General features: G+C 68.5%; 26 protein-coding genes and 2 pseudogenes. 14 read left to right on the forward strand and 14 right to left on the reverse strand.

All coding sequences use genetic code 11. From position 1 onward, the window contains the following. Nucleotides 1-123 precede the first annotated feature (123 nt). The 6 genes from AC6EXY_RS30670 to AC6EXY_RS30695 form a co-directional block, all read right to left on the reverse strand. The gene (locus AC6EXY_RS30670) at nt 124-273 is read right to left on the reverse strand and encodes a hypothetical protein (protein WP_499818680.1); all 150 of its coding nucleotides are present in this window, start codon (nt 271-273) and stop codon (nt 124-126) included. 31 nt (nt 274-304) lie between these two features. Beyond that, nucleotides 305-1,102 (reverse strand): metallophosphoesterase family protein, encoded by a 798-nt coding sequence (locus AC6EXY_RS30675; protein WP_499818679.1) that lies wholly within the window; start codon nt 1,100-1,102, stop codon nt 305-307. 106 nt (nt 1,103-1,208) lie between these two features. Further along, entirely contained in the window at nt 1,209-2,564 is a 1,356-nt protein-coding gene (locus tag AC6EXY_RS30680) for an LLM class flavin-dependent oxidoreductase (protein ID WP_101831909.1), read from the reverse strand. A 139-nt stretch (nt 2,565-2,703) separates the two neighbouring features. Then, nucleotides 2,704-3,519: an ABC transporter permease gene (locus tag AC6EXY_RS30685; protein WP_243407521.1), complete on the reverse strand. Its 816-nt coding sequence runs from the start codon at nt 3,517-3,519 to the stop codon at nt 2,704-2,706. Nucleotides 3,520-3,541: 22 nt separating this feature from the next. Next, complete coding sequence (locus AC6EXY_RS30690; protein ID WP_101831911.1) at nt 3,542-4,519, reverse strand: ABC transporter ATP-binding protein; 978 nt, start codon at nt 4,517-4,519, stop codon at nt 3,542-3,544. Nucleotides 4,520-4,560: 41 nt separating this feature from the next. Beyond that, entirely contained in the window at nt 4,561-5,613 is a 1,053-nt protein-coding gene (locus AC6EXY_RS30695) for an ABC transporter substrate-binding protein (protein ID WP_101831912.1), read from the reverse strand. Between the two features lie 1,025 nt (nt 5,614-6,638). Here AC6EXY_RS30695 and AC6EXY_RS30700 point away from each other — a divergent pair. The 4 genes and pseudogenes from AC6EXY_RS30700 (at nt 6,639) to AC6EXY_RS30715 (ending at nt 9,656) form a co-directional block, all read left to right on the forward strand. Then, nucleotides 6,639-7,544 (forward strand): TauD/TfdA dioxygenase family protein, encoded by a 906-nt coding sequence (locus AC6EXY_RS30700; protein WP_101831913.1) that lies wholly within the window; start codon nt 6,639-6,641, stop codon nt 7,542-7,544. 118 nt (nt 7,545-7,662) lie between these two features. Continuing rightward, nucleotides 7,663-7,809 (forward strand): annotated as a pseudogene (locus AC6EXY_RS30705) (IS6 family transposase); the annotation flags it as partial. A gap of 499 nt (nt 7,810-8,308) precedes the next feature. Next, complete coding sequence (locus AC6EXY_RS30710) at nt 8,309-8,497, forward strand: hypothetical protein (RefSeq protein WP_133150665.1); 189 nt, start codon at nt 8,309-8,311, stop codon at nt 8,495-8,497. Nucleotides 8,498-8,693: 196 nt separating this feature from the next. Next, complete coding sequence (locus tag AC6EXY_RS30715) at nt 8,694-9,656, forward strand: LLM class F420-dependent oxidoreductase (RefSeq protein ID WP_499818678.1); 963 nt, start codon at nt 8,694-8,696, stop codon at nt 9,654-9,656. A 674-nt stretch (nt 9,657-10,330) separates the two neighbouring features. Here the strand turns inward: AC6EXY_RS30715 and AC6EXY_RS30720 are convergent. Both AC6EXY_RS30720 and AC6EXY_RS30725 read right to left on the reverse strand, forming a co-directional pair. After that, complete coding sequence (locus AC6EXY_RS30720; protein WP_499818677.1) at nt 10,331-11,713, reverse strand: multidrug effflux MFS transporter; 1,383 nt, start codon at nt 11,711-11,713, stop codon at nt 10,331-10,333. Between the two features lie 7 nt (nt 11,714-11,720). After that, complete coding sequence (locus AC6EXY_RS30725; protein ID WP_499818676.1) at nt 11,721-13,190, reverse strand: alpha/beta fold hydrolase; 1,470 nt, start codon at nt 13,188-13,190, stop codon at nt 11,721-11,723. A gap of 83 nt (nt 13,191-13,273) precedes the next feature. Here AC6EXY_RS30725 and AC6EXY_RS30730 point away from each other — a divergent pair, with 83 nt between their 5' ends. The 5 genes from AC6EXY_RS30730 to AC6EXY_RS30750 all read left to right on the forward strand — a co-directional run bounded on the left by AC6EXY_RS30730 (nt 13,274) and on the right by AC6EXY_RS30750 (nt 17,050). After that, on the forward strand, nt 13,274-13,849 hold the full coding sequence (locus AC6EXY_RS30730; RefSeq protein WP_101831184.1) for a CGNR zinc finger domain-containing protein: 576 nt from the start codon (nt 13,274-13,276) through the stop codon (nt 13,847-13,849). A 273-nt stretch (nt 13,850-14,122) separates the two neighbouring features. Then, the gene (locus tag AC6EXY_RS30735) at nt 14,123-14,281 is read left to right on the forward strand and encodes a hypothetical protein (RefSeq protein ID WP_243407364.1); all 159 of its coding nucleotides are present in this window, start codon (nt 14,123-14,125) and stop codon (nt 14,279-14,281) included. Nucleotides 14,282-15,670: 1,389 nt separating this feature from the next. Then, nucleotides 15,671-15,997, forward strand: coding sequence for a type II toxin-antitoxin system RelE/ParE family toxin (locus tag AC6EXY_RS30740; RefSeq protein ID WP_499818675.1), 327 nt, complete (start codon nt 15,671-15,673; stop codon nt 15,995-15,997). Continuing rightward, a complete protein-coding gene (locus tag AC6EXY_RS30745; RefSeq protein ID WP_499818674.1) occupies nt 15,997-16,314 on the forward strand; it encodes a helix-turn-helix transcriptional regulator in 318 nt (105 codons plus the stop codon). The genes AC6EXY_RS30740 and AC6EXY_RS30745 overlap by 1 nt, the downstream gene beginning before the upstream one ends. A 1-nt stretch (nt 16,315) precedes the next feature. Next, nucleotides 16,316-17,050 (forward strand): putative immunity protein, encoded by a 735-nt coding sequence (locus AC6EXY_RS30750; protein ID WP_499818673.1) that lies wholly within the window; start codon nt 16,316-16,318, stop codon nt 17,048-17,050. A 215-nt stretch (nt 17,051-17,265) separates the two neighbouring features. On the opposite strand, the gene AC6EXY_RS30755 is transcribed toward AC6EXY_RS30750, so the two are convergent. The 4 genes from AC6EXY_RS30755 to AC6EXY_RS30770 all read right to left on the reverse strand — a co-directional run bounded on the left by AC6EXY_RS30755 (nt 17,266) and on the right by AC6EXY_RS30770 (nt 21,874). Further along, complete coding sequence (locus tag AC6EXY_RS30755; protein WP_243407365.1) at nt 17,266-17,628, reverse strand: hypothetical protein; 363 nt, start codon at nt 17,626-17,628, stop codon at nt 17,266-17,268. Nucleotides 17,629-18,063: 435 nt separating this feature from the next. After that, complete coding sequence (locus AC6EXY_RS30760) at nt 18,064-19,731, reverse strand: tetratricopeptide repeat protein (protein ID WP_101831188.1); 1,668 nt, start codon at nt 19,729-19,731, stop codon at nt 18,064-18,066. 77 nt (nt 19,732-19,808) lie between these two features. After that, nucleotides 19,809-20,630: a GNAT family N-acetyltransferase gene (locus tag AC6EXY_RS30765; RefSeq protein ID WP_101831189.1), complete on the reverse strand. Its 822-nt coding sequence runs from the start codon at nt 20,628-20,630 to the stop codon at nt 19,809-19,811. A gap of 401 nt (nt 20,631-21,031) precedes the next feature. Continuing rightward, nucleotides 21,032-21,874, reverse strand: coding sequence for an AraC family transcriptional regulator (locus tag AC6EXY_RS30770; RefSeq protein ID WP_499842443.1), 843 nt, complete (start codon nt 21,872-21,874; stop codon nt 21,032-21,034). Nucleotides 21,875-22,004: 130 nt separating this feature from the next. Here AC6EXY_RS30770 and AC6EXY_RS30775 point away from each other — a divergent pair, with 130 nt between their 5' ends. From AC6EXY_RS30775 to AC6EXY_RS30785, 3 genes are all read left to right on the forward strand, one after another. Further along, a complete protein-coding gene (locus AC6EXY_RS30775; RefSeq protein ID WP_101831192.1) occupies nt 22,005-22,574 on the forward strand; it encodes a class I SAM-dependent methyltransferase in 570 nt (189 codons plus the stop codon). 671 nt (nt 22,575-23,245) lie between these two features. Continuing rightward, entirely contained in the window at nt 23,246-23,467 is a 222-nt protein-coding gene (locus AC6EXY_RS30780) for a hypothetical protein (RefSeq protein WP_499818672.1), read from the forward strand. A gap of 54 nt (nt 23,468-23,521) precedes the next feature. After that, nucleotides 23,522-23,827 (forward strand): hypothetical protein, encoded by a 306-nt coding sequence (locus tag AC6EXY_RS30785; protein ID WP_499818671.1) that lies wholly within the window; start codon nt 23,522-23,524, stop codon nt 23,825-23,827. A 181-nt stretch (nt 23,828-24,008) separates the two neighbouring features. Here the strand turns inward: AC6EXY_RS30785 and AC6EXY_RS30790 are convergent. Continuing rightward, nucleotides 24,009-24,269: pseudogene (locus AC6EXY_RS30790) on the reverse strand (transposase); the annotation flags it as partial. 308 nt (nt 24,270-24,577) lie between these two features. Between AC6EXY_RS30790 and AC6EXY_RS30795 the strand changes: the two are divergent. Further along, complete coding sequence (locus tag AC6EXY_RS30795) at nt 24,578-25,453, forward strand: LLM class F420-dependent oxidoreductase (protein WP_101833518.1); 876 nt, start codon at nt 24,578-24,580, stop codon at nt 25,451-25,453. A 33-nt stretch (nt 25,454-25,486) separates the two neighbouring features. Here the strand turns inward: AC6EXY_RS30795 and AC6EXY_RS30800 are convergent, their stop codons facing one another. Beyond that, entirely contained in the window at nt 25,487-25,891 is a 405-nt protein-coding gene (locus AC6EXY_RS30800; RefSeq protein ID WP_165818557.1) for a cytochrome P450, read from the reverse strand. 310 nt (nt 25,892-26,201) lie between these two features. On the opposite strand from AC6EXY_RS30800, the gene AC6EXY_RS30805 reads away from it, so the two are divergent. Then, nucleotides 26,202-26,411, forward strand: a 210-nt coding sequence (locus tag AC6EXY_RS30805) for an ABC transporter substrate-binding protein (RefSeq protein ID WP_499818670.1), incomplete at its 3' end; no start/stop codon positions are given.

Consider the following 26,411-nt stretch of genomic DNA (forward strand, 5'->3'; position numbering starts at 1 on the left):
ATCAGCGGCCGAACCGCCTGCTCATAGAACCGCCGAGAAAGATCGCGACCAGACACGGCTCCGAGAATCTCCTCCATGCTCCCCCGGTGGACGAACGCCCTCCGGCCCGACCAGCCGTGACCCTCATCCGGCGGTGGTCTCCCCAAGCCGCGGCACGAACAGGCCGCCGATCCCCAGGACATCGTCGAGCAGCCGCCGCACACGCTCGATCTCGCCGGCGGTGCAGTCCACCGCCGCCCACCTCCAGCGGCTGACGGACGCTCTGATCACCATCGCGGCACCCTCCTGACCGGAACGAGGGATGTCAGCAGGCGGCGGCGACCAGTGCGGTGAGGTCGAGCGCGTCGCCGCGCACCTCGGCGAGCCAGTCGTCGTCGAGGTAGGTGAAGTCGCCGATCCCGGTGTCCAACAGGCCGACGCTGCCGGCCGTCACCCGCTGCTCGGGATTGGTCGTCTCCGGCTCCCAGCGGGTGACCTTGGGACGGACCAGCTGGGCGAGCGCGTAGGAGGTGGTGCGGCCGTAGACGCGGGGGCCATTGAGGTGGTGGTAGTGACCGCTGACGTGCAGGCGTGGCTGCAGGTGTTCGAGGAGCCGGGTCAGCTTCGCCGAGCCCTGCACGCCTCCTCGCAGGTCACGTGACATCCCGTACGGGCCGTCGTGGGTGATGAGGACGTCCACGCCACCCGGTTCGAGGCGCATCAGCCGCGCGTAGGCACGCTCGTCCAGGTCCATCCGGCCCGAGAGCTCGATCAGCCCGAGGAACGCCACCCGCAGTCCGGCGACGTCCACCACGCTTCCGCAGGCGTCGGCCAGCTGCCCGACGGCGTCCCACGTCCGGTCCAGGGCACGGGACATCCACCACCGGTCCGTGAGATGACCGCCGGCGACCTCCCGGGCGGCGACGGCTTCCGTCCGGGCCGGCCCGTCCGGTGGCAGGAGCCAGAGGTTGTTTCCGGCGGCCGCAGTCGAGCCGCTGGTCCCGCAGTAACCCTTGTCCACGAGCGTGACACGTGCGCCGGAACTCGCCGCTCCCAGCGCCGCCCAGGTCCCCGCCGGACCGCCCCCGAGTACCAGGACGTCGCACTCGGCGGGGACTGCCACCGACCGCGGTCGACGCCGCGCCCCGCCGGTCACCGCAGCACCGGTCGCTGCCCCACCGGTCACCGCCCCGCGGATCGCTGCCCCGCCGGTCACTGCGGCCCGCCGGTCACCGCGGGACGCCGGCCCGGACAGCGGTGCCGGCAACGGGCCGGGCGGACGGCCGGGCCAGCCCGTAGTGTTCGCGCAGCGTCCTGCCCTCGTACTCCGTCCGGAACAGCCCCCGCTGCTGCAGGATCGGGACCACCTGGTCGACGAAGTCGGTCAGTGCCCCGGGCAGATAGGGCGGCATCACGTTGAAGCCGTCCGCCGCTCCGCTGGTGAACCAGAGTTCGAGCTGGTCGGCGACCTGTTCCGGGGTGCCGGTGAAGACCCGGTGGCCGCGACCGGCAGCCAACCGGGTCAGCAGCTGGCGGATGGTGAGGCGCTCCCGGCGGGCCAACTCGATGACCAGGGAGAAGCGGCTCTTATTGCCGTTGATGTCGTCGACCGTCGGGAGATCTGCCGGCAGCGGGCCGTCCAGCGGGTGGTCGAACAGGTCGATTCCGACCATCTTCGACAGCTGGCTGAGTCCGTACTCGGGCACGATCAGGTCGTTCAGCTCGGCTTCGCGCCGCTTCGCCTCCGCCTCGGTGCCGCCCAGGATCGGGGCGATCCCGGGCAGGATCTTGATCTCCTCGGGCGAGCGGCCATGGTGGCCGGCCCGGTTCTTCACGTCGGCGTAGAACGCCTGGCCGTCGGCCAGCGTCTGCTGCGCCGTGAAGACCGCCTCCGCGTACCGCGCGGCGAACTCCCGGCCGTCCTCCGACGAGCCGGCCTGCACAAGCAGCGGATGGCCCTGTGGGCTGCGGGGGACGTTCAGCGGCCCGGCGACGGAGAAGTGCTGTCCGGTGTGGTTGACCGGTCGGATCAGGTCCGTCTCGGCATAGACACCCGAATTCCGATCGTATACCAGCGCGTCGTCCTGCCAGCTGTCCCACAGCGCGCGCGTCACGTCCAGGAACTCCGCGGCCCGCTGGTAGCGGCTGTGGTGGTCGAGATGTTTCTCCTGGCTGAAGTTGCGCGCCTCGCCCTCCTGGGAGGAGGTCACGATGTTCCAACCGGCCCGGCCACGGCTGAGGTGGTCCACGGAGGCGAACTTCCGGGCCACGTGGAACGGCTCGTTATACGTCGTGGACACGGTGGCGATCAGCCCGATGCGGCTGGTCGCCATGGCGAGGGCGGACAGGAGCGTCAGTGGCTCGAAACGGCCGCTGAAGTTGTACCTGACGTTGTTCCACAGGGCGAGTCCGTCCGCCAGGAAAATCGAGTCGAGTTTCCCCCGCTCAGCAAGTTGCGCGAGGCCGACGTAATGGTCGACGCTGTCGTTCTCCGGATTGGTCGCCGGGTGCCGCCAGGCTGCCTCGTGGTGGCCGACGTGCATCAGGAACGCGTTGAGGTGTATCTGGCGAGGCTGGGCGCTCATTCTTCTCTCGATTCTCAGTGGCTCGGTCGGCCGGGCGGGGTCGGTGTCTCGGCCGGGCGGGACCGGCCAGCCGGGCGCACGCCGGTCAGCTGTCGCAGGCCGGTCAGCTGTCGCAGGCCGGTAGCGCCGGCGCGGGCGGTCACGAGCCGGGTGTGGCGCGCCAGCGCGAGAACCGCCGCTCGACGGCCAGCAGCAGCTGGTTGATCCCCACGCCGATCATCGAGATAGTGATGATCCCGGCGTACATCTCCTGGATGGCGAAGTTGGACTGCGCATAATTGATCAGGTAGCCCAGTCCGGCCTTCGCGCCCACCAGCTCGGCAGCGATGAGGACGACGATCGCGAAGGCCCCGGCCAGCCGGATACCGGTGAACACCGTGGGTACCGCGGCAGGAAGGATCACCTTCTGGAACAGCCGTGGCGACGACAGTCCCATCGACCTGGCGGACTTGATCAGAAGCGGGTCGACGTTCCGGACGCCGCTGATCGTGTTCAGGAGGATCGGCCAGACGCAGGCGTAGGTGACGATACCGATCTTGGAGGACTCGCCCAGGCCGAGAATCAGGATGAACACCGGGAGCAGGGCCAGCGGGGCGGTGTTGCGGAAAAGCTCCAGCAGCGGGCTGAGGATCTCGGCCGCGAGCGGGAACCAGCCGATGACCAGGCCCAGCGGGAGAGCTATCACCACGGCAAGGGCGAAACCGGATCCGGTACGTTTCATGCTGGCTTCCGTGTGCGCCAGGATGTCGCCGTCGCGGAGCATCTCCCACCATTTGTCGATCACTTCCGAGAACGGCGGCAGGAACACCCGGTCGACGACGCCGGCACGCGGAAGGACCTCCCAGGCGACCAGCAGCACCGCGATCGCGACGGTGCGACGGAAGATGGTGCCGGCGACGCGCAGCGGCGCTGCCCAGGCCCGGGCGCCACGCGACTGGATCCGGTCGTCGCCCACATCCACGGCCAGGTCACGCGCATCATCGATGACTGCCAACGCTGCTCACCTTCTTCCTGAACGACACGTTCCCCCCGGACAGCGCACCCGCTCCGGCCTCCGGGAAGTCACTCCCCCCAGCGGCGACATCGTGGCCGGCCACAGCCGGGACGGGATCCTGCGGCGTTGCCTCCCGCTCGCGCGGTTCCGTTCCCCGGCGTTCCGCCTCCTGCGCCCTGGCGACCTCGTCGTGGAGCAGCTCCCACACCAGGTGCCGGTGACGCACGAACTCGGGGGCCGACCGCGGATCGCCGCCCAGTTCCTCGACGGGCGGAGTGTCCACGATTGCCTTGATCCGACCCGGCCGTGATGTCATGATGGCCACCCGCTGCCCCAGGTAGATCGCCTCTTCGATGGAGTGCGTGATGAACAGGACGGTCTTGCGGGTCTTCGCCCAGATGCGCAGCAGCTCGTCCTGCAGCGCCTCCCGCGTCTGGGCGTCCAGCGCGGCGAACGGTTCGTCCATCAGCAGGACGGCGGGGTCATATGCCAGGCTGCGGGCGATCGCGACCCGCTGCTTCATCCCGCCGGACAGCTCGTGCGGGTAGTGGCGCTCGAACCCGGTGAGCCCGACGAGATCCAGGTACTCCCGGGCCCGCGCCCTTCGCTCGGAGCGCGGGACCCGCTTCGCCTCCAGGCCGAACTCGATGTTCCCGAGCGCGGTGCGCCACGGCAGCAGGGCGTACTGCTGGAACACGATTCCTCGGTCCAGGCCGGGCCCGGTGACCGGAACGCCGTCCACCAGGACCTGGCCGCTACTCGGCCTGGACAGCCCGCCGACCAGGTCGAGCAGCGTCGACTTGCCACATCCGCTCGGGCCGACCAGGACGAGGAACTCCCCGCTGCGAATGGTGAGGTCGACCTCGGACAGTGCGGTGAAAGCGGCCTTCGTGCCGCGCGATCTGGAGTCGGCGCGTACTGCGAACCGCTTGGTCACACGGTCGAACTTGATGGTGCTCATGATCGGTATCCTCGCTCTGGACGCCGGGCGTGTGGCGCCGCTCATCTACCGGCGTCGGGCCCGCCGGGCCGGAACGGGTTGAACTCGTTCGTATACAGGTCGGCCGGCTTGACATCCTTCTTGAGCTGGCCGTCATCGCGCAGGAAGTCGATCCAACGAGTGAAGTTCTCGTCCGTGATGAGCCCACCCTTGTCCGGGACGCCGTAGCTCTTCCAGAACTTGATCGCGGTCTTGTCCTCCTTGCGGTTCCGCTTGTCGATGATCTGCGTGAACCGGGCGACGACCTCGTCACGCGAATGGCTCTTCGCCCACTCGAGGGCCCGCGCGACACCTTCGACGAAGTGCGTGACGGTCGTCGGGTTCTTCTTGATGAAGTCCGTCCGCAGCACGTAGCTTCCGGCCGCGAACGTGCCGTAGAGGTCGTAGTCGGAGAAGAGCGGGCGGATGCCACCGCGTTCGAGTGCCTTGTCCCGGAGGATGCCGCCGAGAGCGCCCACCTCGATCTGCCCGGCGCGCAGCGCCTGCTCGGTATTGACCGGTGGAACCACGGTCGGCACGACCTTGTCGATGTCGCCCGAGCTGAGGCCCTCTTTCTTCAGGTAGGCGTCCAGGACGGCCTCGAGGTGCGCGCCGAGCGTGTTCATGCCGACTTTTTTGCCGATCAGGTCCCGGGCCGACCTGATGGGACTGTCCTCGAGTACGTAATAGCCGCTGTACTGGTCCTTGTCGACCCCGTAGTAGCTGATGACCGACTTGATCGGCGCGCCTGCGGAGATGAGCTTGATGATTGCGCCGTTGAAGGCCCCGCCGAAGTCGGTGTCGCCGGTGGTGGCCGCCTGGATGTCCTGCGGGCCGCTGATGGTGTTGCCGATCCACTCGAGTTTGACCGGGCCGAGGTAACCGAGATCGGCGGCCAGCTCGGGCAACGTGACCTGGCCGACGCTGCCCTGGTACCGCAGGGTCGTCCGCTCGTCCTTCGAACCGCCGCTGCTGCCACTGCTGTCGTTGCCGCAGGCGGAGGCCAGGAGGGCCGCCACAGCAAGGGTGGCCGTGGTTGTGAGCAGCTTCGACTTCTGTCGGATCCTGCGATGCATCGTGGTATGTCCTCTAGGATGTTCAGATTTTTGGAGATGAGCGTTCAGCCTGGTGGTGGATTCTCACGCCAGGAGGCGGAAGAATCCCTTCCCATGCCTGCCCCGGTGGGCATGCGGAAGCCTGGTGAAAAAGCCGCAGAAACCCGATTCCGCAGGAGGTGAGAATGAGTGTGGGGAGTGGTGCGTGGAGGCGCGACCGGCCAGGGTCGACCGCGCAGTCACGGGATCCCGCGATAAAGATTCCGGTGGCGTCGCCGGAAATTTCCGGGAAGCGTGCCGGACGAAGTTTTTCTCTACGATTGCGGCGGCAGGCTGCGGCGCGTCAGGGAACGACCCCCGGAATCTTCGGCCGTGGAGGGCCGTACTCCGATGCCGTTACCTGCTCGCGACGGACCGCCGACGCAGGCACAGCTTCAGCGGCAACACAAAGCGCTGGCGACGTGGACATGGTCCACGGGCCGCCGAGTAGACAGTTCCGCCCCGATCACGTTGCTCACTATCTTGGTGAAGAAGGCGTCTGTCAAGGGTTGTCGCCAGCTTCGGGCGTGTATTCTTGGTCTCCCACTCAGGGTATTGGTTCCACTACGCTGAAGTGGGGAATTATTTTCGTGTGAGTGCCAATTGTTGACCTCCGCGTCAACAGGCGTAACCATGACGTCGCGACAGGGATAGCGGCGTGGTGACCCTGACAGTTCCGGGCAGCGTTCGATCTCCCGCCATCCGCCATCCGCCATCCGCCTGATGCCCGGGCCAGGTCTGTCCGGGTCAGCCGTGGCACCGCGTCGCGGCCTGCTCCCGTCACTTCCGGTCTTCAGCCGGCGGTAGCCACGCAATGGCGGCAGGCCCGTTCGCGACAGCCGCACCTCAGCATCGGATCGCGGCCGTCTCGACGTCACCCAGTGCCGGTCCGGGTCCTCGCACCGGTGAGGGATCGGACGGCATCGACGGCATGCGGCCGAGCTGGCCAGCCCTCATCCCCTCCACTGATCCCGCCAAGCGACCCCAAGTGAGCCAAGGAGCCAACCATGGCAGTCATCAGTACGGATCTGCGCGTACGCAAGGTAACCGGACGGATCGGCGCCGAGGTGGCAGGCCTCGACCTGCGCATCGACCTCGACGGCGAGACCGTTGCCGCCGTCCGGAAGGCACTGCTTGAACACAAGGCGCTGTTCTTCCGGGGCCAGGAACTCGACGACGAGGGGCAGCAGCGATTCGCCGCCCGCTTCGGCGAACTCACCAGGGCGCACCCTACCGTCCCCTCCCTGGAGGGCAGCCCGAACGTGCTGCGCGTGGACTCGACCGAGGGCCGCGCCAACAACTGGCACACCGACGTGACCTTCGTGGTGAGCCCGCCGTCCGCCAGTACGCTGCGCAGCATCACCGTCCCCCCGTTCGGCGGCGACACCCTCATCGCCAACACGGCGACGGCCTACCGTGATCTCCCGGACCCCCTGCGCGACCTGGCTGACGGGCTCTGGGCCGAGCACACGAACGACTACGACTACGCGATCCCACCGGCCCAGACGGCGCAGACGAAGGCTTTTCGCGAGGTCTTCGTCTCCCGGAAGTACCGGACCGCGCATCCCGTGGTCCGGGTCCATCCCGAGACGGGTGAGCGAGCCCTGTTCATAGGCGGCTTCGCACAGCGGATAGTCGGCCTGTCGAACACCGAGTCACGCGATCTGCTCCGCCTGCTGCAGACCTACGTCACTCGGCCGGAGAACACCGTCCGGTGGACGTGGGCACCCGGCGACCTCGCCTTCTTCGACAACCGGATCACCCAGCACTACGCCGTGGACGACTACGGCGACCTCCCGCGGCTGCTGCACCGGGTCACGGTCGCCGGCGGAGTGCCCACCGGACTGGACGGCCGGAACAGCTACGCCATCGAAGGGGATGACGCCGCGCACTACACCCCGATCGCGGCTTAGCCCGCTCGGCTGCGGGGCCGGCGGGCCCCGCAGCCGACTGGCCGGACGGCGTCCTGACCGCTCTGTTGCATCGGCGGAGTCCGCTGTCCCGCGACCGCCGGCCGGTCATGATCGAGTGATGCGTCGACGTCGTGCCTGCCCACCGGTCCCGACATCGGAGTCGCGGGGTTCCGGTTCCCGCCGGAGGTGATCGTCCTGGCGGTTCGGTGGTACCTGCGGTTCGCCCTGTCGTACCGGGACGTCGACGACCTGCTCGCCCTGCGGCCTTCCTCGTCGATGCCCGCGACGTACCGGCGGCGGACTCGTCATCGTCCACCCGAAGTCCCGGGCGGGCCGGCGAACCATCGTCCTCCCGCCTGGCCTGGCGGCCGACCTGCGCACGCACCGCACGGCCCAGCAGCAGGAGGCAGAGGCGGCCGGCAACGGGCTCGTCTTCACGCAGCCCACCGGCCACCCCCTCGGCCCCAACGCCGATCACCGGGCGTGGAAGAACCTCCTGAAAGCGGCGGACGTCCGGTCCGCCCGTCTCCACGACGCGCGCCACACCATGGCGAGCCTGCTCCTCGCCCAGGGCGTTCATCCGCCGTCGTCATGGAGATCATGGGCCACTCGCAGATCAGCCTGACCCTCAGCGCCTACAGCCACGTCGCACCCGAACTGTCCACCGACTGCTCATTCTTGCGGGTCTGCCGCCGCGGGACACCGGCTCGGCATCCGGGCTCCTGCAATGCTTCCAGCAGCTCGGTCTCTCGTTGGGAGTCGCCGTGCTGACGACGGTCTACAGCACGTCGCTCCGCAACTCCACGGCCGGGGTGGCTCCAGCGGCTCAGGCGCATCAGGCCATGGCCCATGGCATCGCCACCGCCTTCATCGTGGTGGCGGCCTTCCTCGCGGCGGTGAACCTGGTCGCGATCCTTGCCCTCAACGTCCGAAAGCCCGCGGCGGCTGTCTGAGGGGTTCCAGCGAGAGGAGTTCCGGCGAGCGCCGCCCCACGCGGACATCGGACACGTCGGGCAGCGGTCGGTCTTTCCGCGGAGGACGTCAGTTAACGCCTTCTCGATCCCGGGAAGGCCAGGAATAGTGGAGCGTCCTCGAGCGTCCGGAATGATGTTCGGATTCGCGACGCGTCATCGAAGGAGTCGGTTTTTCATGGGCATCGGGATCTCGCTGCACACAGGAGCAACCCCCATCGGCGACACGTTGCGTGTCATCCTGGGACGCGCCCATGAGGCGGCGGATGCCGGCGTCGACACCATCTGGTTCTCCCAGGGCCTCGACATCGACGCGATCACCGTGTCCGCCCTCGTCGGACGGGAGGTCCCCGGCATCGGGATCGGCACCGCGGCAGTACCGATGTACCCGCGCCATCCCGTCGTGACCGCCGCCCAGGCCAGGACTGCGCAGATCGCCACCGACGGCCGTTTCCACCTCGGCATCGGCCTGGGAACCCAGGCCGCAGTCGAGGACGCCTTCGGCGTCCCGTTCGAGCGGCCCATCCGCCACCTGCGCGACTATCTCCGCATCCTGCGCTCGGTGTTCGAGACCGGTGCCGCCGACGTCCAGGGCCCGACCGTCACCGCCCGCCTACCCACGACGTCGCCCACGGGTCCGCGGACCGGCATCACCCCTGCGATCCCGCTGCTCGTCGCGGCCATGGGACCCCAGGCCCTGCGCGCCGCGGGCGAACTGGCCGACGGAACGCTGCCCTACCTGGCAGGACCGCGCACCCTCGCCGAGTCGATCGTCCCCACCATCGTCGAGGCGGCACGCGCCGCCGGTCGTCCCGACCCCACCATCGCGGTCGGTGTCCCCGCCGCCGTCACCGCCGATATCGCGGAAACCCGCGCCCACGCGGAACGGGCCCTCGCCCCCTACGGCAACGTCCCCTCCTACCGCGCCGTGCTGGACCGGGAGGGCGCGGTCCACCCCGCCGACGTCGCCCTGATCGGTGACGAGGACACCATCGCCGCCGGGATCCAACAATACCTGGACGCCGGAGCCACCGACGTACGCATCTCCCCCGCCGCCTTCCGCACCGACGAGGACCGGCTGCGTACCTGGCGACTCGTCGGAGAACTGGCCCGAACGGCCCGAGCGGCCGTGAGACTGTAGGCACAACGACTCTGTCGCACTGTCTGGACAGACCGGCAGCCACCACCAAGGGTGATCGGCGAGGAGCCCCGGCATTGTTGGCACCGAGCCTCGGACCCCGAAGACATCAAGGACCGACAGTCACCGCCGAACGAGTCCATTCGGAAGCCCCTGCATTGTACGAACCGGGCCTCCGTGCCTGCTGACCTGCATCTGCAGACACCGGCAATCATGCCGATTGATAGATAAAACCTATTTGACCAGGTCAGATGCTAACTACGCAACGTGGTGGACCATGTGTACCAGCATCCGAACCGATTGATCTTGGTTGCTGGCCCTGAAATCACCATCCCGCCGGTCGCCTCGCGGGCTCTGACCAGGGACGATGCCTAGTGGCCGCGCCGACCGCAACATCGCCCACCAAACCGAACATGCGTTCCGTATACCTGGCGGTTCTGGGCACCCCAGCCCGTCCTGCCGACAGTCACATCCACGGACCGGCCGAGGCGTGGGACGTTCCCGGCGCCGGTCCACCGTCACCTGGGGCGGGCGTGTAAACCCGAGGCGGATTCGGGGTCAGTGCCGCTGGTCAAGTGGTCACGTCCGGTAACCCGAAGATTGAAGGATCGTCGGATACCCGTCCACATTTGTCCGCCGACGTCTGCCGATCCTAATCACGCACCTAGGATTTTCATTTAGGAATCGACTCGATGGTGTTCCGAGGGCTGGACCGGAGCGGCGAGAAAAGGGCTCGCGGGTCTCGGGTCAGATAGCCCTGCCACCGCCGGCCGTCCCTCGGCGGCATCCGTCGGCATATCAACCGACTCACCCGACTCGCCGGAGGACACGGACTGGTCTTGGAACACGGGCTCACCGGGGAACGCCGGTCCGGCGGGGGACGAGGACCCGGCGGAGGCCAGGGGACCACCGGGAGACAGAAGCGACATCGCAGCGGCCGCGGTGGACAGAACTGCGATGATCACCGCCATCGGCAGGGCGTCCCGCGAACCCCACCCGCCGGCCAGCGGCGCGGCGAACCCGCCGATGGCGAACTGGCTGAGACCGAGCAGGGCGGACGCGCTTCCGGCCATCGCCCGCGGCGCTCCGGCGACAGCGAGGGCGGCGCTGCCTGGCATGCTGAGCCCCACTCCCGCGACTACCAGCGCCAACGCCGGTAGCAGGAGGGCCAGGCTCCAACCGAACCCAGCGACCGGGAGCAGCGCGAGCGCGCCCACGAGGGAGACGGTCGCCCCGACGGTGAGCTGCCGCCGGGCGGGCAGGCGACTACCGAGTCGACCGGCGACGACGATGCCCAGGCCGTTGAGGGCGAACACGACGCTGAACCACTGGGCCGACAGGCCGTGGAGCTCCTGGAGGACGAACGTGGCACCGGCGATGTAGACGAACATCGCCGCGAACGCGAGACCGCCGGCCAGCGCTGGCATGACGAAGGCGCGGTCGGCGACAAGAGCGGCGAAGCTGCGGACCGTCTCACCCAGGCCTCCGGCGCGCCGCAGGTTACGCGGCAGGGTCTCCTCGGTCCAGCGCAGTGTGGCGAGCAGGAGCAGCGCTCCCAGCATGGCGATGGCCACGAACACCCCCCGCCAGGAGGTGAGCCGTAGCACCTGCCCGCCGACCAGCGGAGCGATGATCGGGGCGGCCCCGGTGATCTGCATGAGCACGGAGAACACCCGCGCCACGGCGGCGCCCTCATACAGGTCACGGACGACGGCCCGGCCGATCACGATCGCGGCGCCGCCAGCCGCCCCCTGTACCAGCCGCGCCGCGATCAGTGTTTCGACCGATGGTGCCGCGGCGCACAACGCAGTGGACGCCGTATACAGCGCCAGGCCGGCGAGCAGAGGTGGGCGGCGGCCGTGTGCGTCGCTTAGCGGTCCCGCCACCGCCTGCCCCGCCGCCAGGCCGACCAGGCAGGCGGTAAGCGTGAGCTGGGCGCTGGATGTCCCCGAGGACAGATCCGCGGACAGTGCGGGAAGCCCGGGAAGGTACATGTCCACTGACAGTGGTCCGAGTGCCGCCAGCGCGGCCAGGACCAGCAGAAGCCGAGACCGTTTCATGGGCGGGCTAGTACCCGACGGTGAACCGCTGCTGGACGAACGATCCGCTCTCCAGCGCGTCGAGGACGGCCGACGCGTAGTCGCCGGTGGTGACGCGACTGTCGCCGCTGGCGTCGACGATCGGGGTGTCGCCGGCGGCGGTGCGGTAGGTGCCGGTCCTGTCTCCGGGGACGAGGTGGATCGGCGGCGGGCTGACGTAGGACCACCGCACGGCGGTGCTGGCCGCACGCAGGATGTCCAGAGCCTCGGCCTGGTCGCGGGCGGTCTGGACGTACTGGGCAGGGAAGTCGGGGCCGTCGACGAACCGCAGGCCAGGCGCGTACTCGAGGCTCCCGCCACCGCCCAGGAAGACAAGCCGATCGACGCCAGCGGCCGGCAGGGCGTCGAGCAGTGCCTGGGCGCCACGGGGAACCAGTCGGTCCGGCCCCTTGACGGCGACGACGACGGCGTCGTGCCCGGAGACGGCGGCTGTGACGGACACCGGGTCGGTCACGTCGACTGCGTCGCGGTGCAGCGGCGTGACGTGGTGGCCGCGGGCGGTCGCTTCGGCAGCGACGACGCGGCCGAGCTGGCCGGTCGCTCCGATGACGGCGATCTTCATCGGAGCAACCGGCCAGACACGGTCGAGAAAGCCGGCGATCAGCGGAGCGATCTCGGGGAGCTTTTCCTCCAGGGCGAAGTGGCCGGTGTCGAACAGGTGCAATTCAGCGTCGGGCAGGTCGCGTCGGTAGGCGTGGGCACCTGCCTCGGTGAAGAACGCGTCGTTGCGGCCCCACACGACGAGGCTTGGCGGCTGGTGGGTACGCAGGTACGTCTGCCAGGTGGGATACCGGGTCACGTTGGAGTGGTAGTCCAGCGTCAGGTCGACCTGCGCGTCCTTACGTCCCGGCCGGTCCAGGAAGTGCTGGTCGAGGGTCCAGCCGTCCGGAGCGATCAGGGCGGGGTCGGTCACACCGCCGTCGTACTGGCTCCGGGTGACCGGCAACGTGAGGATGGCGCGGACGCGTTCCTCCGCGCCGTCGACACCGGGCCGGTTGGCGATCAGCTCGCGGGCGATCGGGCTCAGGCCCTCGTCGTACGCGTTCGCGTTCTGGATCACCAGACCGGCGATCCAGTCTGGATGGCGGGTAGCCAGGCGGAAACCGACCGGACCGCCGAAGTCGAACGCGTAGAGCACGAACCGGCGTAGGCCCAGCTTCCGAACGAAGCCTTCGATGATGTCGGCCAGCGCCTCGAAGGAGTAGGTGAACCCGTCGGGCGCCTCCGTGTGGCCGAAGCCAGGGTAGTCGGGCGCGATCAGCCGGTATCCGGTGCCGAGGGCGTCCATCAGCCGGCGGAACTGGTGCGACGCCGACGGGAAGCCGTGCAGCAGCATCATCGTGGGCGCGTTGGCTGGCCCGGTCGCGCGGTAGAAGACCTGGACGCCCGCCACGTCGACGAAGCGGTGTTCCACCCGTGGAACCGGCGCGACTGTCATGTCACATGCCTCCTCATGGCAGGTTTCCATTAGTCGTAGCCGATCGCTCACTAACATGTCAAGAGGTCGATGTAGCATTAGGCATGCTCGACGTCGACTTCCCGCTGACCGGCGAGCCGCTCATCCTCGATCTGGTCAACACCCGCCCACACACCGCCGCCGGACCGATGGACCTGCTGTCCACCCCGGCCGGGCTCCAGGCGTGGCTGGGCATCCAGGCCTACCGCCTCCTCACCCCGGTGCCCGTGACGGCGCCCACCGAGGCTGATCTCGCTGCCGTGCACGCCGTCCGCGAGCACTCCGCAACGGCCATCGACCACGCCCGGCGCGGCGAGTGCCCGCCCCGGGCGGCGCTACACGCGCTCAGTTCGGCGTTGGGTGACGCACCGGCCTACCGCGAACTCGGCTGGGACGGCACCGCCGTCACCTCGACCCCCCGGCGCGCCGGGTCACTCGGCGCGCGCCTGGCGGCCGAACTCGCCGAGGCCGCCGCCGACCTGCTCACCAACCCTCAGACCATCGCCCTGGTGCGGGCCTGCGCGGCAGAGGACTGCGTCTTGCTGTTCCTGCCCGCGCACCCCCGGCGCCGCTGGTGTTCGGCCAGCCGCTGCGGCAACCGTGCCCGCGTGGCCCGCTACTACCAGCGTCATAAGTCATAAGTCGCCGCTGACGGGAGGCCCGGCCACAGGCTGCCTGGCGGAAGCATGAGGATCTGAACCGGCCGGCCGCAGGAGGTAACCAGTGACCGAGACGCCGTACTCGACGGGGCAGTGATCGCGATGGGGCAGTGATCGGGGTCGCTGCTGCCGTGGTGCTACATAGGGCGCCATGGGCATGGTGACCCGGGGCGTCCGTCTGGCGGCGGGCCTCGTTCCTCTGCTTCTCGTGACCGCGGCCTGTGCCGGAGCCGTGGAGGCGCTGATCTGAGCTGCGTGACGGCCCGCGGTGACGAAGCGACGAGGCTGCTGGCCGCGGCGCGCACGGCCGCGACCACCACCCCGTGGACGTCGGGTGGCAGGAAGTGGCGGGTGAGTCTGCGCCCGCTGCTGCCAGACGGGTCCGGCTGCGCGGACCTGCGGCCGACCGGCTGAGCTGCGTACCGGCCACGCGGCGGGCGGCTGCCCGTCGTGGTCAGGGCCGGGTGAAGGTCACGTGAGTGACACCCAGTGGGCCGTCGGCTCCGCTCCCGTCGCCGGCGGTTCACCCTGCATGGAACCGAACGCCCTGGTGCAGGAGAACCCGTCCATCAGGAGCCGTGCAACGAGATGAACCGCTTGAGCTTGCCGGTCGAGGCGTGCCGGGGGATCTGCTCCACGACGTCTACGCTGGTGTCGGGATTCCTCATCCCGTGCGGCTGTAGCGCGCGGTCCAGCGCCGCGGCCAGCGCGGCGACGTCGGGCGACCCAACCCGAGCACGTCCGCCCCGCCCACGGTCTGCCGCACCTGATGCTCCGCCTTCGGCTCGCTGCGGCGTTCACCGAGCTCGCACGCGCCGTCTGACCGCGGTCGCGGAGACCCCCGGCGTACGCCGCGTCCTCGCAATGCAACAGCGCCGCCCCAGCCGCGTAGGGCCGAGCGTCCGGGTCAGCCGCCCCGGGCCATAGGCGCACAGGATCATGATCCGGATGGCGCCGAGCGCTGGCCCCGTCGCGACCGTAGGTAGCCGCTTGCGTCGAAGCCAACTGGGACTCGAACCACCGAGCCGGGCGTCTGACCAGCCCATCGGTCGGCGCGCCGGCCGCGCAAATCGATAGATCCAATCTATATGCCCAGGTCAAATGGTTCGTGACGCAGCGCGGTGGACCATGTGTACCAGCATACGAACCGATTGATCTTGGTTGCGGGCCCTGAAATTTCCGTGCGGCCGGTCGCTACCCGGGCCCTGACCAGGGACGATGCCCCGTGAGCGCGCCAACCAGAACATCGTTTATCGAATCGAACAGGCGTTCCGTATACCTGGCTGCCTCGGGCGCTCCGGCCCGTCTCGTGACTGTGATCGTCAGCGTCGTGGTCGCGTTGACCTTCTGCTGCGGGTCAGGAACGTCCTCGCGCTCGGGCTACGTCTCGGTGTTCCGATGTGGGTAGCGTCGCTCGTGGCGCCCGCAGCCGACCTGTCGGTCGTCGGCCTGTTCAGCAGCCGACAACTCGCTGTGGACGGCGGGCCGGCGGAGGTGCTGCGTTCGGCGCGGAGGCTGTCCACCAGCGGTCGAGGCCACGCAGCGCGCCGATGAAGTACGGGGCGGCGGGACGTCGCCGGCCGGCGGGCGGTGGCCCGCAGGACGACACGGCCGGCGTAGGCGGCCTGCGCGAGGGCGAGGCCAAGCCGAAGGCCGCGCAGCGGGACACCCTCAGCCGTGTGACGACCGCCCCGTTACCCCCCGCGGCCGGGTGGGCGCGTGGGCGGACTCACGACGCTGACCGTGCTGGCAGGGGTTGAGGTCCCGGCACAACGGTAATAACGTGGTCGTTATCATGGTTGCATGTCCTGGGACGTCGTGGTCCACCCTGATGCGGTCGACGAGTTGGCCGAGCTCCCCGCCAACGAGCGCACAGCGATCGACAACGCCCTCGACAAGCTGCGAGAACGCGGCACGGATCTTCCGTTCCCACATACCAGTGCCGTCGTGGGCGCCGACCACCTGTGGGAGCTACGTCCCCGAGGTGGCGACAGCCCGTGGCGGGCGTTCTACCGGCGGATGGGGGCAAAGCTCGTCGTCGTTGGCGCCATCGGCCACCATGACAAGCGGAAGTACAAGCGGGCAGTCGCCCTGGCCGTGGAACGGCTCAACGACCTGAAGGAGGACTGATGAAGCTGTCGGAGCTCAAGACCCTCGACCAGGTCATCGAAGAGCACCGCCAGGACCCGGAGTTCCGCGAGGAGTGGGATGCGCTGGCGTTCGCCCGGAAGGTCGCCAACCAGGTGATCGCATACCGGGTCGAGCACGGCCTCACGCAGCGGGCGTTCGCCGAGCAGGTCGGCCTCAAGCAGCCCGCTGTTGCGCGCTTGGAGATTGCCGAGACGCAGCCACGGCTCGAAACGCTGGCGAAGCTCAGCAAGGCCACCGGTCTGACCTTCGACCTTCACGTCGCCAACGGAGCCGTCGAGATCGTTCAGGTCGCCTAGAGTGTGTATTGAGGTCTTGGCCAGGGCGGGCCTGTTCGATGACACGGTCTGGTGTTCGCTGACTGTGGGTGGCCACCAGGATCTGCCCACTGGCGGGCCGCTTCGTCACTCCGGGTGGCAGCTGCCGCCGAGGCGCTCGCGCTGGGAGGTGGCGCTCGGCGCTTCTGATCAGCTATGTAAAGTCAGCGTGGTGGGATCTCCACAGACGCTCAGCGAAGCCGAGAGACGTCTTGTCGCCGCGTGGGCCGCTGATTGCGCAGAGCGGGTTCTGGGGCTGTTCGAGGCCGAAGCTCCAAAGGATGACCGCCCTCGCGCTGCCATCGCCCGGACCCGGGCGTTCGCTCGGGGAGAGTTGAACACTGCCGAGGAGATCCGCCGTCGATTCGTCGGTGGCGTCGCTGCCAGTGATGTGAAGGCTCCCGCGGCAGCTGCCGCTGCCCGATCCGCCAGTCAAGCCGTAGCCATCTGTCACATGGGCGCGCATGCACTGGGCGCCGCCGCGTATGCAGCCAAAGCAGCCGGCCTGGCGGCGCCCGGCCGGCCAGAAGCCGTCAAGGACGAGATCCGCTGGCAGCTCGATCACACGACGGCAGAGGTCCGGGCCGCCCTGCGAACCCTCCCGCCTGTCGGCGAGAATCGGTCAGGCCCGCTCGGACCCGGGCTCCTCGCGTCAGGCCAACTCGGCACGATCATTCGTGACCTTCAAGCCGGTCTTGCCCTGGCCGACCGGGATTGATCCGAAAATGCGGTCGTTATCAACGTAGTGCGATCGGTGGCCTTCAGCCCCTTCGCGCCATTACTCGGTGTGGTGGTGGCTCGTCGCGGCGTCGTGCGACGTAGTGCGACGGTGGAGTAGGAGACGTCGGTCATCCTGTGGTCGGCCCTGAGTCGGTCGAAGATCCTCTGGATGGTGAGGGGCCGCGGGCCTAGCCGGTCGAATCCGGCACGGCGTTAGGCGCCCGGGCCGGAGAGCTGTGTGACGGTCTTCAGGTCCGCGCTGACCTGGTAGGTCACCGTCGCGTCGGTTTTGGTGCCGACAACGAGGTAGGAGCCGTCGGGGTTCTTGCGCACGCTGGTGACCACGACGAGCGAGTCCTTGGCCTGAACCGCCGCAGTCACCTGCGCGATCTCACTCGCCGACAGCGACGTGCCCACGGACGTGGACAGCCCGGTCGCACCGTCCGCGCTTGCACCGAGGGCGGCGGCGGAGGACACCGTGGCCGCGTTCGCCGTCGCCGCGCCACCGAAGGCAAGCCCCGCAGCAGCCGCGACGGTCGTGAGGCCGAGGCCGATCTTTTGAAGACGCATGGTCATGGCTCCCGTCTCACGTGAGGCGGGCCGATATGGCCCGCACTGTCATTCCTGAATCGACATCCCGTTCGTATACCGCTGGACTGAACCCTTTATCCCCGGGGAAAATCCTTCCCGGCTTCCATGGGCTTTGGTACGTCCAGTCGGAATGTCGGGCACGTCCCAGGCGTGGCGACAATACTACAACCTGAAAAGCCGGCCGGAAGCCATCTGATCCGTCGCACATGCGACAGTATGAGGCGGCACCTACTTCATACCCAATATGGGTTGGCCCACGATGCCGAGCATATTAAACATGCAGTCCATCACAGGTCGACTTTCGTGGGACTGTAACGCCCGACCGGACTTCTATCCGTCGCGATGCCTCGCCCCGCCCGGCCAGCTTGCTGTCGCCGAGGTGGTCGTGACCCTTTCTGGCCTACCGGCGCCGCTTGGGGGTCAGGCCCTCGGCGGGCGGTCGGCCAGGTGGTCGCGGAGTTCGGCGAGGTTTGCTTCGCTGTCTCGGATCAGGCCGTGGGCGTGTCCGAGCAGCCGTGCGGCGTCGGCGATGAGCGTCTGCCAGAGTTCGACGGCGCGGGTCGGGTCGCCGGTTTCGGCGGTCCAGATCGCGATCTCGAAGCGGCTGGCGAGCGCGACGAGGTGGTCGCCTCCCAGGTCGGTGTGCGCGATGGACGAGACCTCTTGGGCGATGCGGAGTGCCTCGGCGGGTTGGCCGGTATCGCCGGTGTGCCGGGCGACGTCGAGGCAGGCCATCAGGGATTGAGGATCGCGGTCACCGAATGCTCCGGCCGCGTGGGCGGCGACTTGTTCGGCCAGGCGCAACGCTGTCGCGGCGTCGCCCTGCGCCGCAGACAGACCGGCGAGATAGCGACGGACATCGTAGGTCAGCCTGTCGTGGTCGCCCCACCGGTCAACGGAGTCTGCTTCGAGGTCTCGCAGGAGCTGGATCGCTCCGGCCCTGTCGCCGGCAGCATCGGTCCAGAGCGCGATCTCGAAGCGGCTGGAGGCGGTCGCGGGGTCGTCATCGCCAAGCTCGCGCTGATAGCCGGCAGCGACCTCGCGGGCGATCTCCAGCGCACGCTGGGGGTCGCCGGCCTTTCCGACCCAGCGCGCCAGGACAAGCCGGCTGTTCAGGGCGATCAGGTGAGTTGGCCCGAAGTGTTCAGATGCGTCGGCGGCTTCCTGTTCGGCGAGCTGGAGCGCCTCGTCGATGTGGCCGGCATTCCCGGTCCACCAGGCCAGTTCAATGCGCAGACTGTGGATCTCGGCGGGGTCGAATCGGGTCGAGTCGTGGCGTGCTTCCTCGATAGCTGCACGCAGGACGTCCGCTGCCTCGTTCTCCTGGAACAGGTAGCCGAGGCAGTGGGCGAGGCCCGCGGCGGCGGGCGGGTAGCCGCCGTCGAGAGACTGGCGGAAGGCGGCGACTGCCTGGGTCGGATGCCCTCGCCCCCATGCAGCCCATCCAATGCCTGCCGCGTCCTCGGGCCCGGCCCAGCGCAGCAGGCTCGTCCATGTGGCCTCTGGGACGCGACCCGCCTGGGGGTCGAGGTCCACCGCATCCAGGAGATAGTCGAAGCTGCTGTAGCGGTCCTCGCCGTCACTGGCGAGCAGGCTCGCGGTGGCCAGGATCGTCTCGGTGGCCCAGGCGACAGCCTGCTCCCAGGGTTCCGGGCGCAGCCGTTCACCACCGCGTTCCGCCAGATAGCCCTCATGAAGGCCCCGCAGCACCGAAAGCGGCGCGCCGGTCCGGCAGCCCGCCCGTCCGGCATCCACGGCCGCGGCGACAAGCGCAGCACCGCGCGGATGCTCGCCCGGCGCCCAGCCGTTCAGCCACCGGGCGAGCAGATCCGGTCCGGCCGCCAGGTACTCCGCGATGCCGTACCGATCGGCATGCTCCAACGCCGAGGCGATCTCCGAATCATCCCGAAGCTGCTCGGCGCGAGCGAGTTCCGCAGATGACCACGAACGGGCCAGCCGGATCTCGGTCGCAAGGCCCAGTACCTCCCGGCCCGCGGCCGACCCCTCCCCGCCAGCGCGTTCGCCCGAGGCGTCGGGCCGTCCACGAAAACGGGCATGCTCCTGGGCCCGCATCGTCGCCAGCACCACTCTGTCCGCCACCAGCTGATCGGCCCCGTCCGTCCGAGTAGCGGGCTGACCGAGAAGCTCGGCCAGGTGATGAACGGTCAGCCCGCCCGGACCCAGGTAGCGCTCCAGATCATCCAGCCACAGGACGGACTGCCGCTTCTCACGTGCGGCAGCCAGCGCCCCGCTGATGGACGCATGCCGGAATCGCGTAGCGCGCGGTTGTGGCGATGCGCCACACGATGGACCAGACGACGTCGAAGTACGCGTGCTCGGCGATGTTGCGGAACCCTGTTCTCGTAGCGGAGATCGACGATCTCGAAGCCAAGCGTCGCGCCGGGCGCCAGTACATACAGCGGGTCGCCGTCCGAGGAGTCGGTGTCGTCGCCGCGCGCCACCGAGCCGAAGACGGACAGCTCGGCGACACCGTAGCGCCGACACACCTCCGCGATCCGGCTGTCACGAAGATCAACGGCCACCTGGCCGTCATCGCCTTCTGGCAGCCACGTCCGCAGATGGCGCACTGGATCAAATGCCTCGTGCCGCATAGCGACGCTTGGGCCGGCATCCCGGTCATCCCACGGCTCCCCTCGGACCGTGAAGCCCGCCCGCTCGTAGAAGGGGACGGCTGGAAGCCGAGCGTTACACCACAGGATCCCCCCGCCCCCTGCACCCACGTGCATGACAAGCGAGGCGAGCAGCTGTGCGCCGACTCCGCAGCGCCGGTGGTCGACGTCGGTGGCCATCCAACGCAGCCGCCACCCGGCCTCGCCCCACGGCGATTCCTCCCTGATCACCGTGCCAGTCCCGACAACCTCGTCGCGGACGGTCAGGCTCGGACGCAGTACCCGCTGCCGCAAAGCGAACGTCTCCTCGACAGCGACATACTCAAGTCGGACGTCCGCTACCCATTCCGCGCACACAGCGCAATTGTCGTCGCCCGAGCATGCACCGAGACTGCCCGCCGAGCGCTGGCCCTGTCACTACCAGCGGTAGCCATTTACATCAAAGCCAACGGGGACTCGAACCACCGAGGCGAGCATCTGACCAGTCCATCTATTGACATCCAGGCGGCGCATATCGATAGATCAAATCTATCGACCCAGGTCAGGTGGTTCGTGACGGAACGCGGTGGACCCTCTGTACCGGCATCCGAACCGATCGATCTTGGTTCCGGGCCCTGAAATCACTGTCCGTCCGGTCGCCACACGGGCCCTGACCAGGGATGACATCCAGTGAACACCCAACCGCCGCCATCATCTACCGGATCGAACATGTGTTCCGTGCGCCGGGTAGTTCCAGGGGCTCGGTCTGCCCGGTCAGGTCATCGTCGCGCTGTCGCGCGACGGCGGTAGGCGGACGGTGTTTCGCCGGTCTGGCGGGTGAACGCGCGCGAGAAGGCGCTCAGGCTCTCAAAGCCGACTTCGACGGCCACTTCGAGGATGGTCGAGGTCGGCTCGGCCAGCATGGTCATCGCCCGCAGCAGCCTCGCTTGGACGAGGTAGCCATGCCAGGACAGCCCGGTCGAGGCCAAGAATCTGCGCCGAAGTGTGCGCTCCGATGCACCCACCTCGCGGCAAACCGCTGGATGCGTGACGTGCGCCAAATACCGGTCCGTGTAGGCGATCGCGGCCGCGACCAGCGGATCGTCGCTGAGCGGAAGGCAGAGGGGAGTCTCCGCGTCGAGGTGTTCGGCGACGAGAGTGGCCAGCGTCCGGAAATAGCTGTCGGTGTCCGGGTCGCTCACCGCTCGATCGATCGGCCACCGGCCGGCGTAGACGATCATTTCTCGTATGACGGGTGTCACCGCGATGATCCTGACACGGTTGTCCGTGTGCGAGACGAACGCGGGGTCGAAGAAGACTGACATCGTCTTCACCCGATTAGCGATCTTTGTTCGATGCGGCAGGCCAGCGGGGATCCACGCGCCCAGCGCGGGCGGTAGCAGGTAACGGCCCGCGGACGTCTCGACTCCCATCGTGCCGTGGAACGAATACTCGATCTGATGCAGGTCGTGGGCGTGCCATCCGGTCCGCAGCCCGTCACGGCCCAGCTCGCCGCCAGCGACGCCGAGGACGACCGTGTCGCCGTCGAAGGCGTAGGTGCCGGCCGCAACATCGGTGTTCTGGCGCATCTGGACGAGGCCAGAGCTGTCCGTTCTAGGCAAATCTCTGGCCGATTTCGCGGAGACGGCCGTCACGGCAGGAGCGTAGACATGACCGAGAGCGGGGAGCACGGCCTGCTCGCATCGACTCCACTCGACCTGCGCGAGACCCATGAACAAGGGACGTGACGAGATGAACGAAGGTCACCTTCGGTACCTGGCCAGCCCGGAATGGGCCGAGACCTTGCGCCGGGACCTGCTGCCGTGGCTGACGCGGGTCGTCGACCTCGGTGACGACGTGCTCGAGATCGGTCCGGGTCCGGGGCTGACCACCGATCTGCTGCGAGAGCGGGTCCTCACCGTCACGGCGGTCGAGCTCGACGCCAGCCTCGCCGCGGCGTTGGCCGAACGGCTGGCTGGCACCGGAACTCGCGTGCTGCACGCCGATGCCACCGCGACCGACCTGCCGGCGAACCGATTCTCGACCGTCACGGCGTTCTCGATGCTGCACCACATGCCCTCCCCCGACCATCAGGACCGGCTGTTCGCGGAGGTCTGTCGCATGCTGCGGCCTGGCGGGACGTTCGTCGGCGTCGACGGCAAGGACGTGCCGAGGATCCGAGACGCCCACGTGGGCGACGTCTTCGTCCCGGTCGATCCGGACCGGCTGGCGGCTAGGCTCGTCGCCGCCGGCCTCAGCAACGCCACGATCGAGGACGGCGAGATCCAGTTCCGCTTCACCGCCCGCAAGGACGCTCAATAGGACAGCTCCCAGAGTCTTGTCGCCGCTCGTCGTGCCATCGACGCTGAATGTGGCAACAAGTACAGCACATCACGCCGGGTCGCGATACTCACGAACGGCCGGTACCCACCAACAGCGCGCAGGTCGCCAGCGCGAGCAACCTCGCACAACCACAACCGACGCCAGGCGACCCGAATCCCGCACCGACAGTCACCGCTGGAGTCGGTCGGCTCGGGAATCCCGGCATTGTACGAACCGGCCCCGCGCCTGCTGACCTGCACCTACGGAACCCGCCGACCACTCCAGACGATAGGCCGGACCTATTTGTCCAGGTCAGACGGTGGATACGGAGCGTGGTGGACCATGTGTACCAGCATCCGAACCGTTCGATCTTGGTTGCTGGCCCCGAAATCACCGTCCGACCGGTCACTACCCGGGCCCTTACCAGGGACGATGTCCAGTAACCGCGTCGACATCCACATTATCCAGTGCATCGAACAGGCGTTCCGAATCTGGCGGCTCCAGACGCCTCACGCCATCCCATAGCCATGATCGTCGGCTTACAGTAGTGGTCGCGTTGGCGCTCCCGTTCCAGGTCGAACACGCTTGCGTGTGAAGACGGCGGTACGTCGTGTGGCTCGCGTCCCGGTGGATCTCGGTTGCGGGCGATGGGTCGGTCGTATCCTGGGCAGGTGAGCACCCTGCGGGACGAGCTGCACAGTCTGATCGACCGCCTACCCGAGTCGCAGGTGGCGCCGATCCTCGCGCTCGTGCGCGAGAGCGCGCCCACCGACGACGGCGGCGACGAGTGGCCACTGCCGGATTTCGTCGGCGCGCTGGCCAGTGGCAAGGGTGATCTCGCCGCCCGTTCGGCTGAGATCCTGCGCGCGGAACTCGGGCGCGACCCCGAGTGATCGTCTGGGACACCGGGCCGCTGATCGCCGCTGCAGACAGCGACGACGAGCACCATGCCCGCAGCGTCGCACTCATGCGGCGCACGCCCCGGCCGCTCCTCGTTCGTTCCCTATCCCGTCCTCACCGAAGTCTGCTTCATGCTCGAACGCGAGAAGGGCACCCGTGCCGAGGCCGCGTTCCTGCGCTCCATCAGCACGGGTCAGATCAGCCTGATCCCGCTTGCTCGCCAGGACCTCGACCGGATGGTCGAGCTGGTCGAGAAGTACAGCGACTCAGGCTCTGGAACCCAGCCCGGTTTCGATGCCATCTTTAAAATCTCGACACGTCGGACAGCAGTCGTCTCCCTGACCCCTACCTGACGCATCACGTGCGCCTTTTCCCTCATCGCTCACCACGACGGTCTTCAGCCAACGCAGCAGAGGGCGGTTTGAAGCCTCCCCCCGAAGGGCGGCTCCGGAGGGCCTGCAATCCTCCATCTTTCGTACAGCACCGCTGTCGATCACTCGGCTAGCAAGCAACCTTCAGCGTTCGTGGCACACCGGCTTTTGAGAGGAACTCACGCTCCATCCGGAGTTCCCGGTTCTCCTTTTCCAGCTCACGGAGCCGGGCACGCTCGGACATGGTCAGCGGCTCGTCCTCGGTCTGGTGCGCGCGCCGCCAAGTCGCCACCCAGCTTCCCAACGTGCCCTCGTTGATACCCAGGTCCTTCGCGACCGCCGAGACCGGCCGGCCCGAGTCGATGACGAGTTTCACCGCCTCATTCTTATATTCGGTCGTGAACCGCCTCCGCGACTGACTCACTGATCTCCTCCGTCCACGGATCAATTATCGCACAGGGATCACTGTCCGAAGAACGGGTACCAGCTCAGTGTCCACCACGATCTTGTCCATTGGCACCTCCGAGCGGCGTGAACGCCTGCAACTCTCACTGACGAGGGCCAGAACATACCACCATCAAATGGCGAGGAGAGAACCCTGAAGGGTTCAATCTCTTTGCCAAGGAGAATTATTGCGATCTTCAAGGGCCCGCGGGCCCGACCCGCGATGGCCTGGCTGTGGCACGATGAGGCCAGGCCACCACCTGGCAGCCCCACGAGGAGATCGCGCGCATGCAGACAGGCCGGATCGGTATCTGGTCGATGGACCTGGAACGCCAGCCGCTGGCCGCGGCCCGCCAGGCCGTGGCGGAGCTGGACGAGCTGGGGTTCCCCACGCTGTGGATCCCGGAGGCCGTGGGCAAGGAGGTCATGAGCCACGCGGCCCTGCTGCTGACCGCGTCCGACCGGATCATCGTCGCCACCGGGATCGCGAACCTGTGGGCCCGCGACGCGACGGCGATGGCCAACGCGCAGCGCACCCTCACCGAGGGATTCCCCGAGCGGTTCCTGCTCGGCGTCGGCGTCAGCCACGGCCCGACGGTCGCGAACCGCGGGCACGCCCAGACCAGTCCGCTGCAGGCCACCCGCGAGTACCTCGCGGCGATGGACGCCGCCGTCTACGCGGGCGCATCCACCGACGCCCCGCTGCGCCGGGTGCTGGCCGCCCTCGGCCCGCGGATGCTCGATCTCGCCGCCGAGCTCACCGCGGGCGCGCACACCTACACCGTCCCGGTAGAGCACACCGCCGTGGCCCGCAAGCGCCTCGGCGAGGGGCCGCTACTCATCCCGGAGCAGAAGGTCGTGCTGGTCAGCGACCCGAGCGAGGCTCGGCGCATCGCCCGACGCAACCTGGGCAGAGGGCTGCGGCTGCCGAACTACGCCAACAACCTGCGCCGCCTCGGCTTCACCGACGACGACTTGGCCGAGCGGGGCAGCGACCGGCTCATCGACGCGCTCGTCGCCTGGGGCGACCTCGACGCCGTCCGCCGCCGAGTGGACGAGCACCTCGACGCGGGGGCGGACCACGTCGCGCTGCAGGTGCTCGTCGAGGACCCGAAGGCGCTGCCGTTGCGGGAGTGGCGGGAACTTGCTGCGCTGCTCGACTGAGCCGCTGACCGACTGGGCGGCGTGCAGCCGCGGCTACCCGGGGGACCCTGGGGTGAAGGTCGCGGGCAGGGCGAGGGGCGAGTAGATCAGTGCCGCGTCGGGGTAGCGCTCGACCTCGCCAACGAGCTGGAAGTCCGGCAGGCGGCGCAGCACCTCCTCCAGGGTGATCCGAATCGTCGAGCAGGCGACGTTCGAGCCGAGGCAGCGGTGCAGGCCGACGCCGAAGGCCAGGTGCCGGTTGCCGGGACGGTCGGCGTCGATCGCCGCCGGGTCGGGGAAGACGGCCGGGTCCCGGTTGGCCGCCGCCCAGCCCACCAGCAGCCGGGCGCCCTTGGCGATGGGCACCCCGCCGACCTCGCCGTCGCGGGCGGCGGTGCGGGCGAGCAGCTGCAGCGGCGCCTCGTAGCGCAGGAACTCCTCGACGGCGAACGGCAGCACCGCCGGGTCGGCGAGCAGCCGGGCGCGAAGCTCCGGGCGGCGGTCGATCTACGCGAGCGCGTTGCCGATGGCGGCCGAGGTGGTGTCGAGGCCGGCGACAACGTGAACGTGTAGGAGGCGGCCTCCTCGTCGGACAGCGACTGCATGAGCTTGCTGATGAGGTCGTCGGCGAAGCCGTCGGCGCGGCGCGCGGCCATCGCCTCGGTGATCCACTCGCTGATCCACATCACCGCCGGCAGGGCCTGCTCCAGGTCGCCCCCGGAGTGCAGCACCTGGTGCACGGTGTCGACGAACTCGGCCCAGCGGGTGGGTGGCGGTGCTGCCGACGAGCGGTGCGCTGGCGACGTACGGATCACAGTCAAAGGGTTCGCTCGACGCGGGTATAAGCCTTGCCAACAAGGCCGGTGGTATCGACGGCAGGCAGGTCAAGCTGACCGTCATCGACGATGGTGGTGACGGGGCGCAGGCGGTGGCCAAGCTCCAGGCGTACCTCTCCGACCACTCGAAGCCAGACGCCGTG

It is taken from the genome of Frankia sp. RB5 (assembly GCF_059816245.1).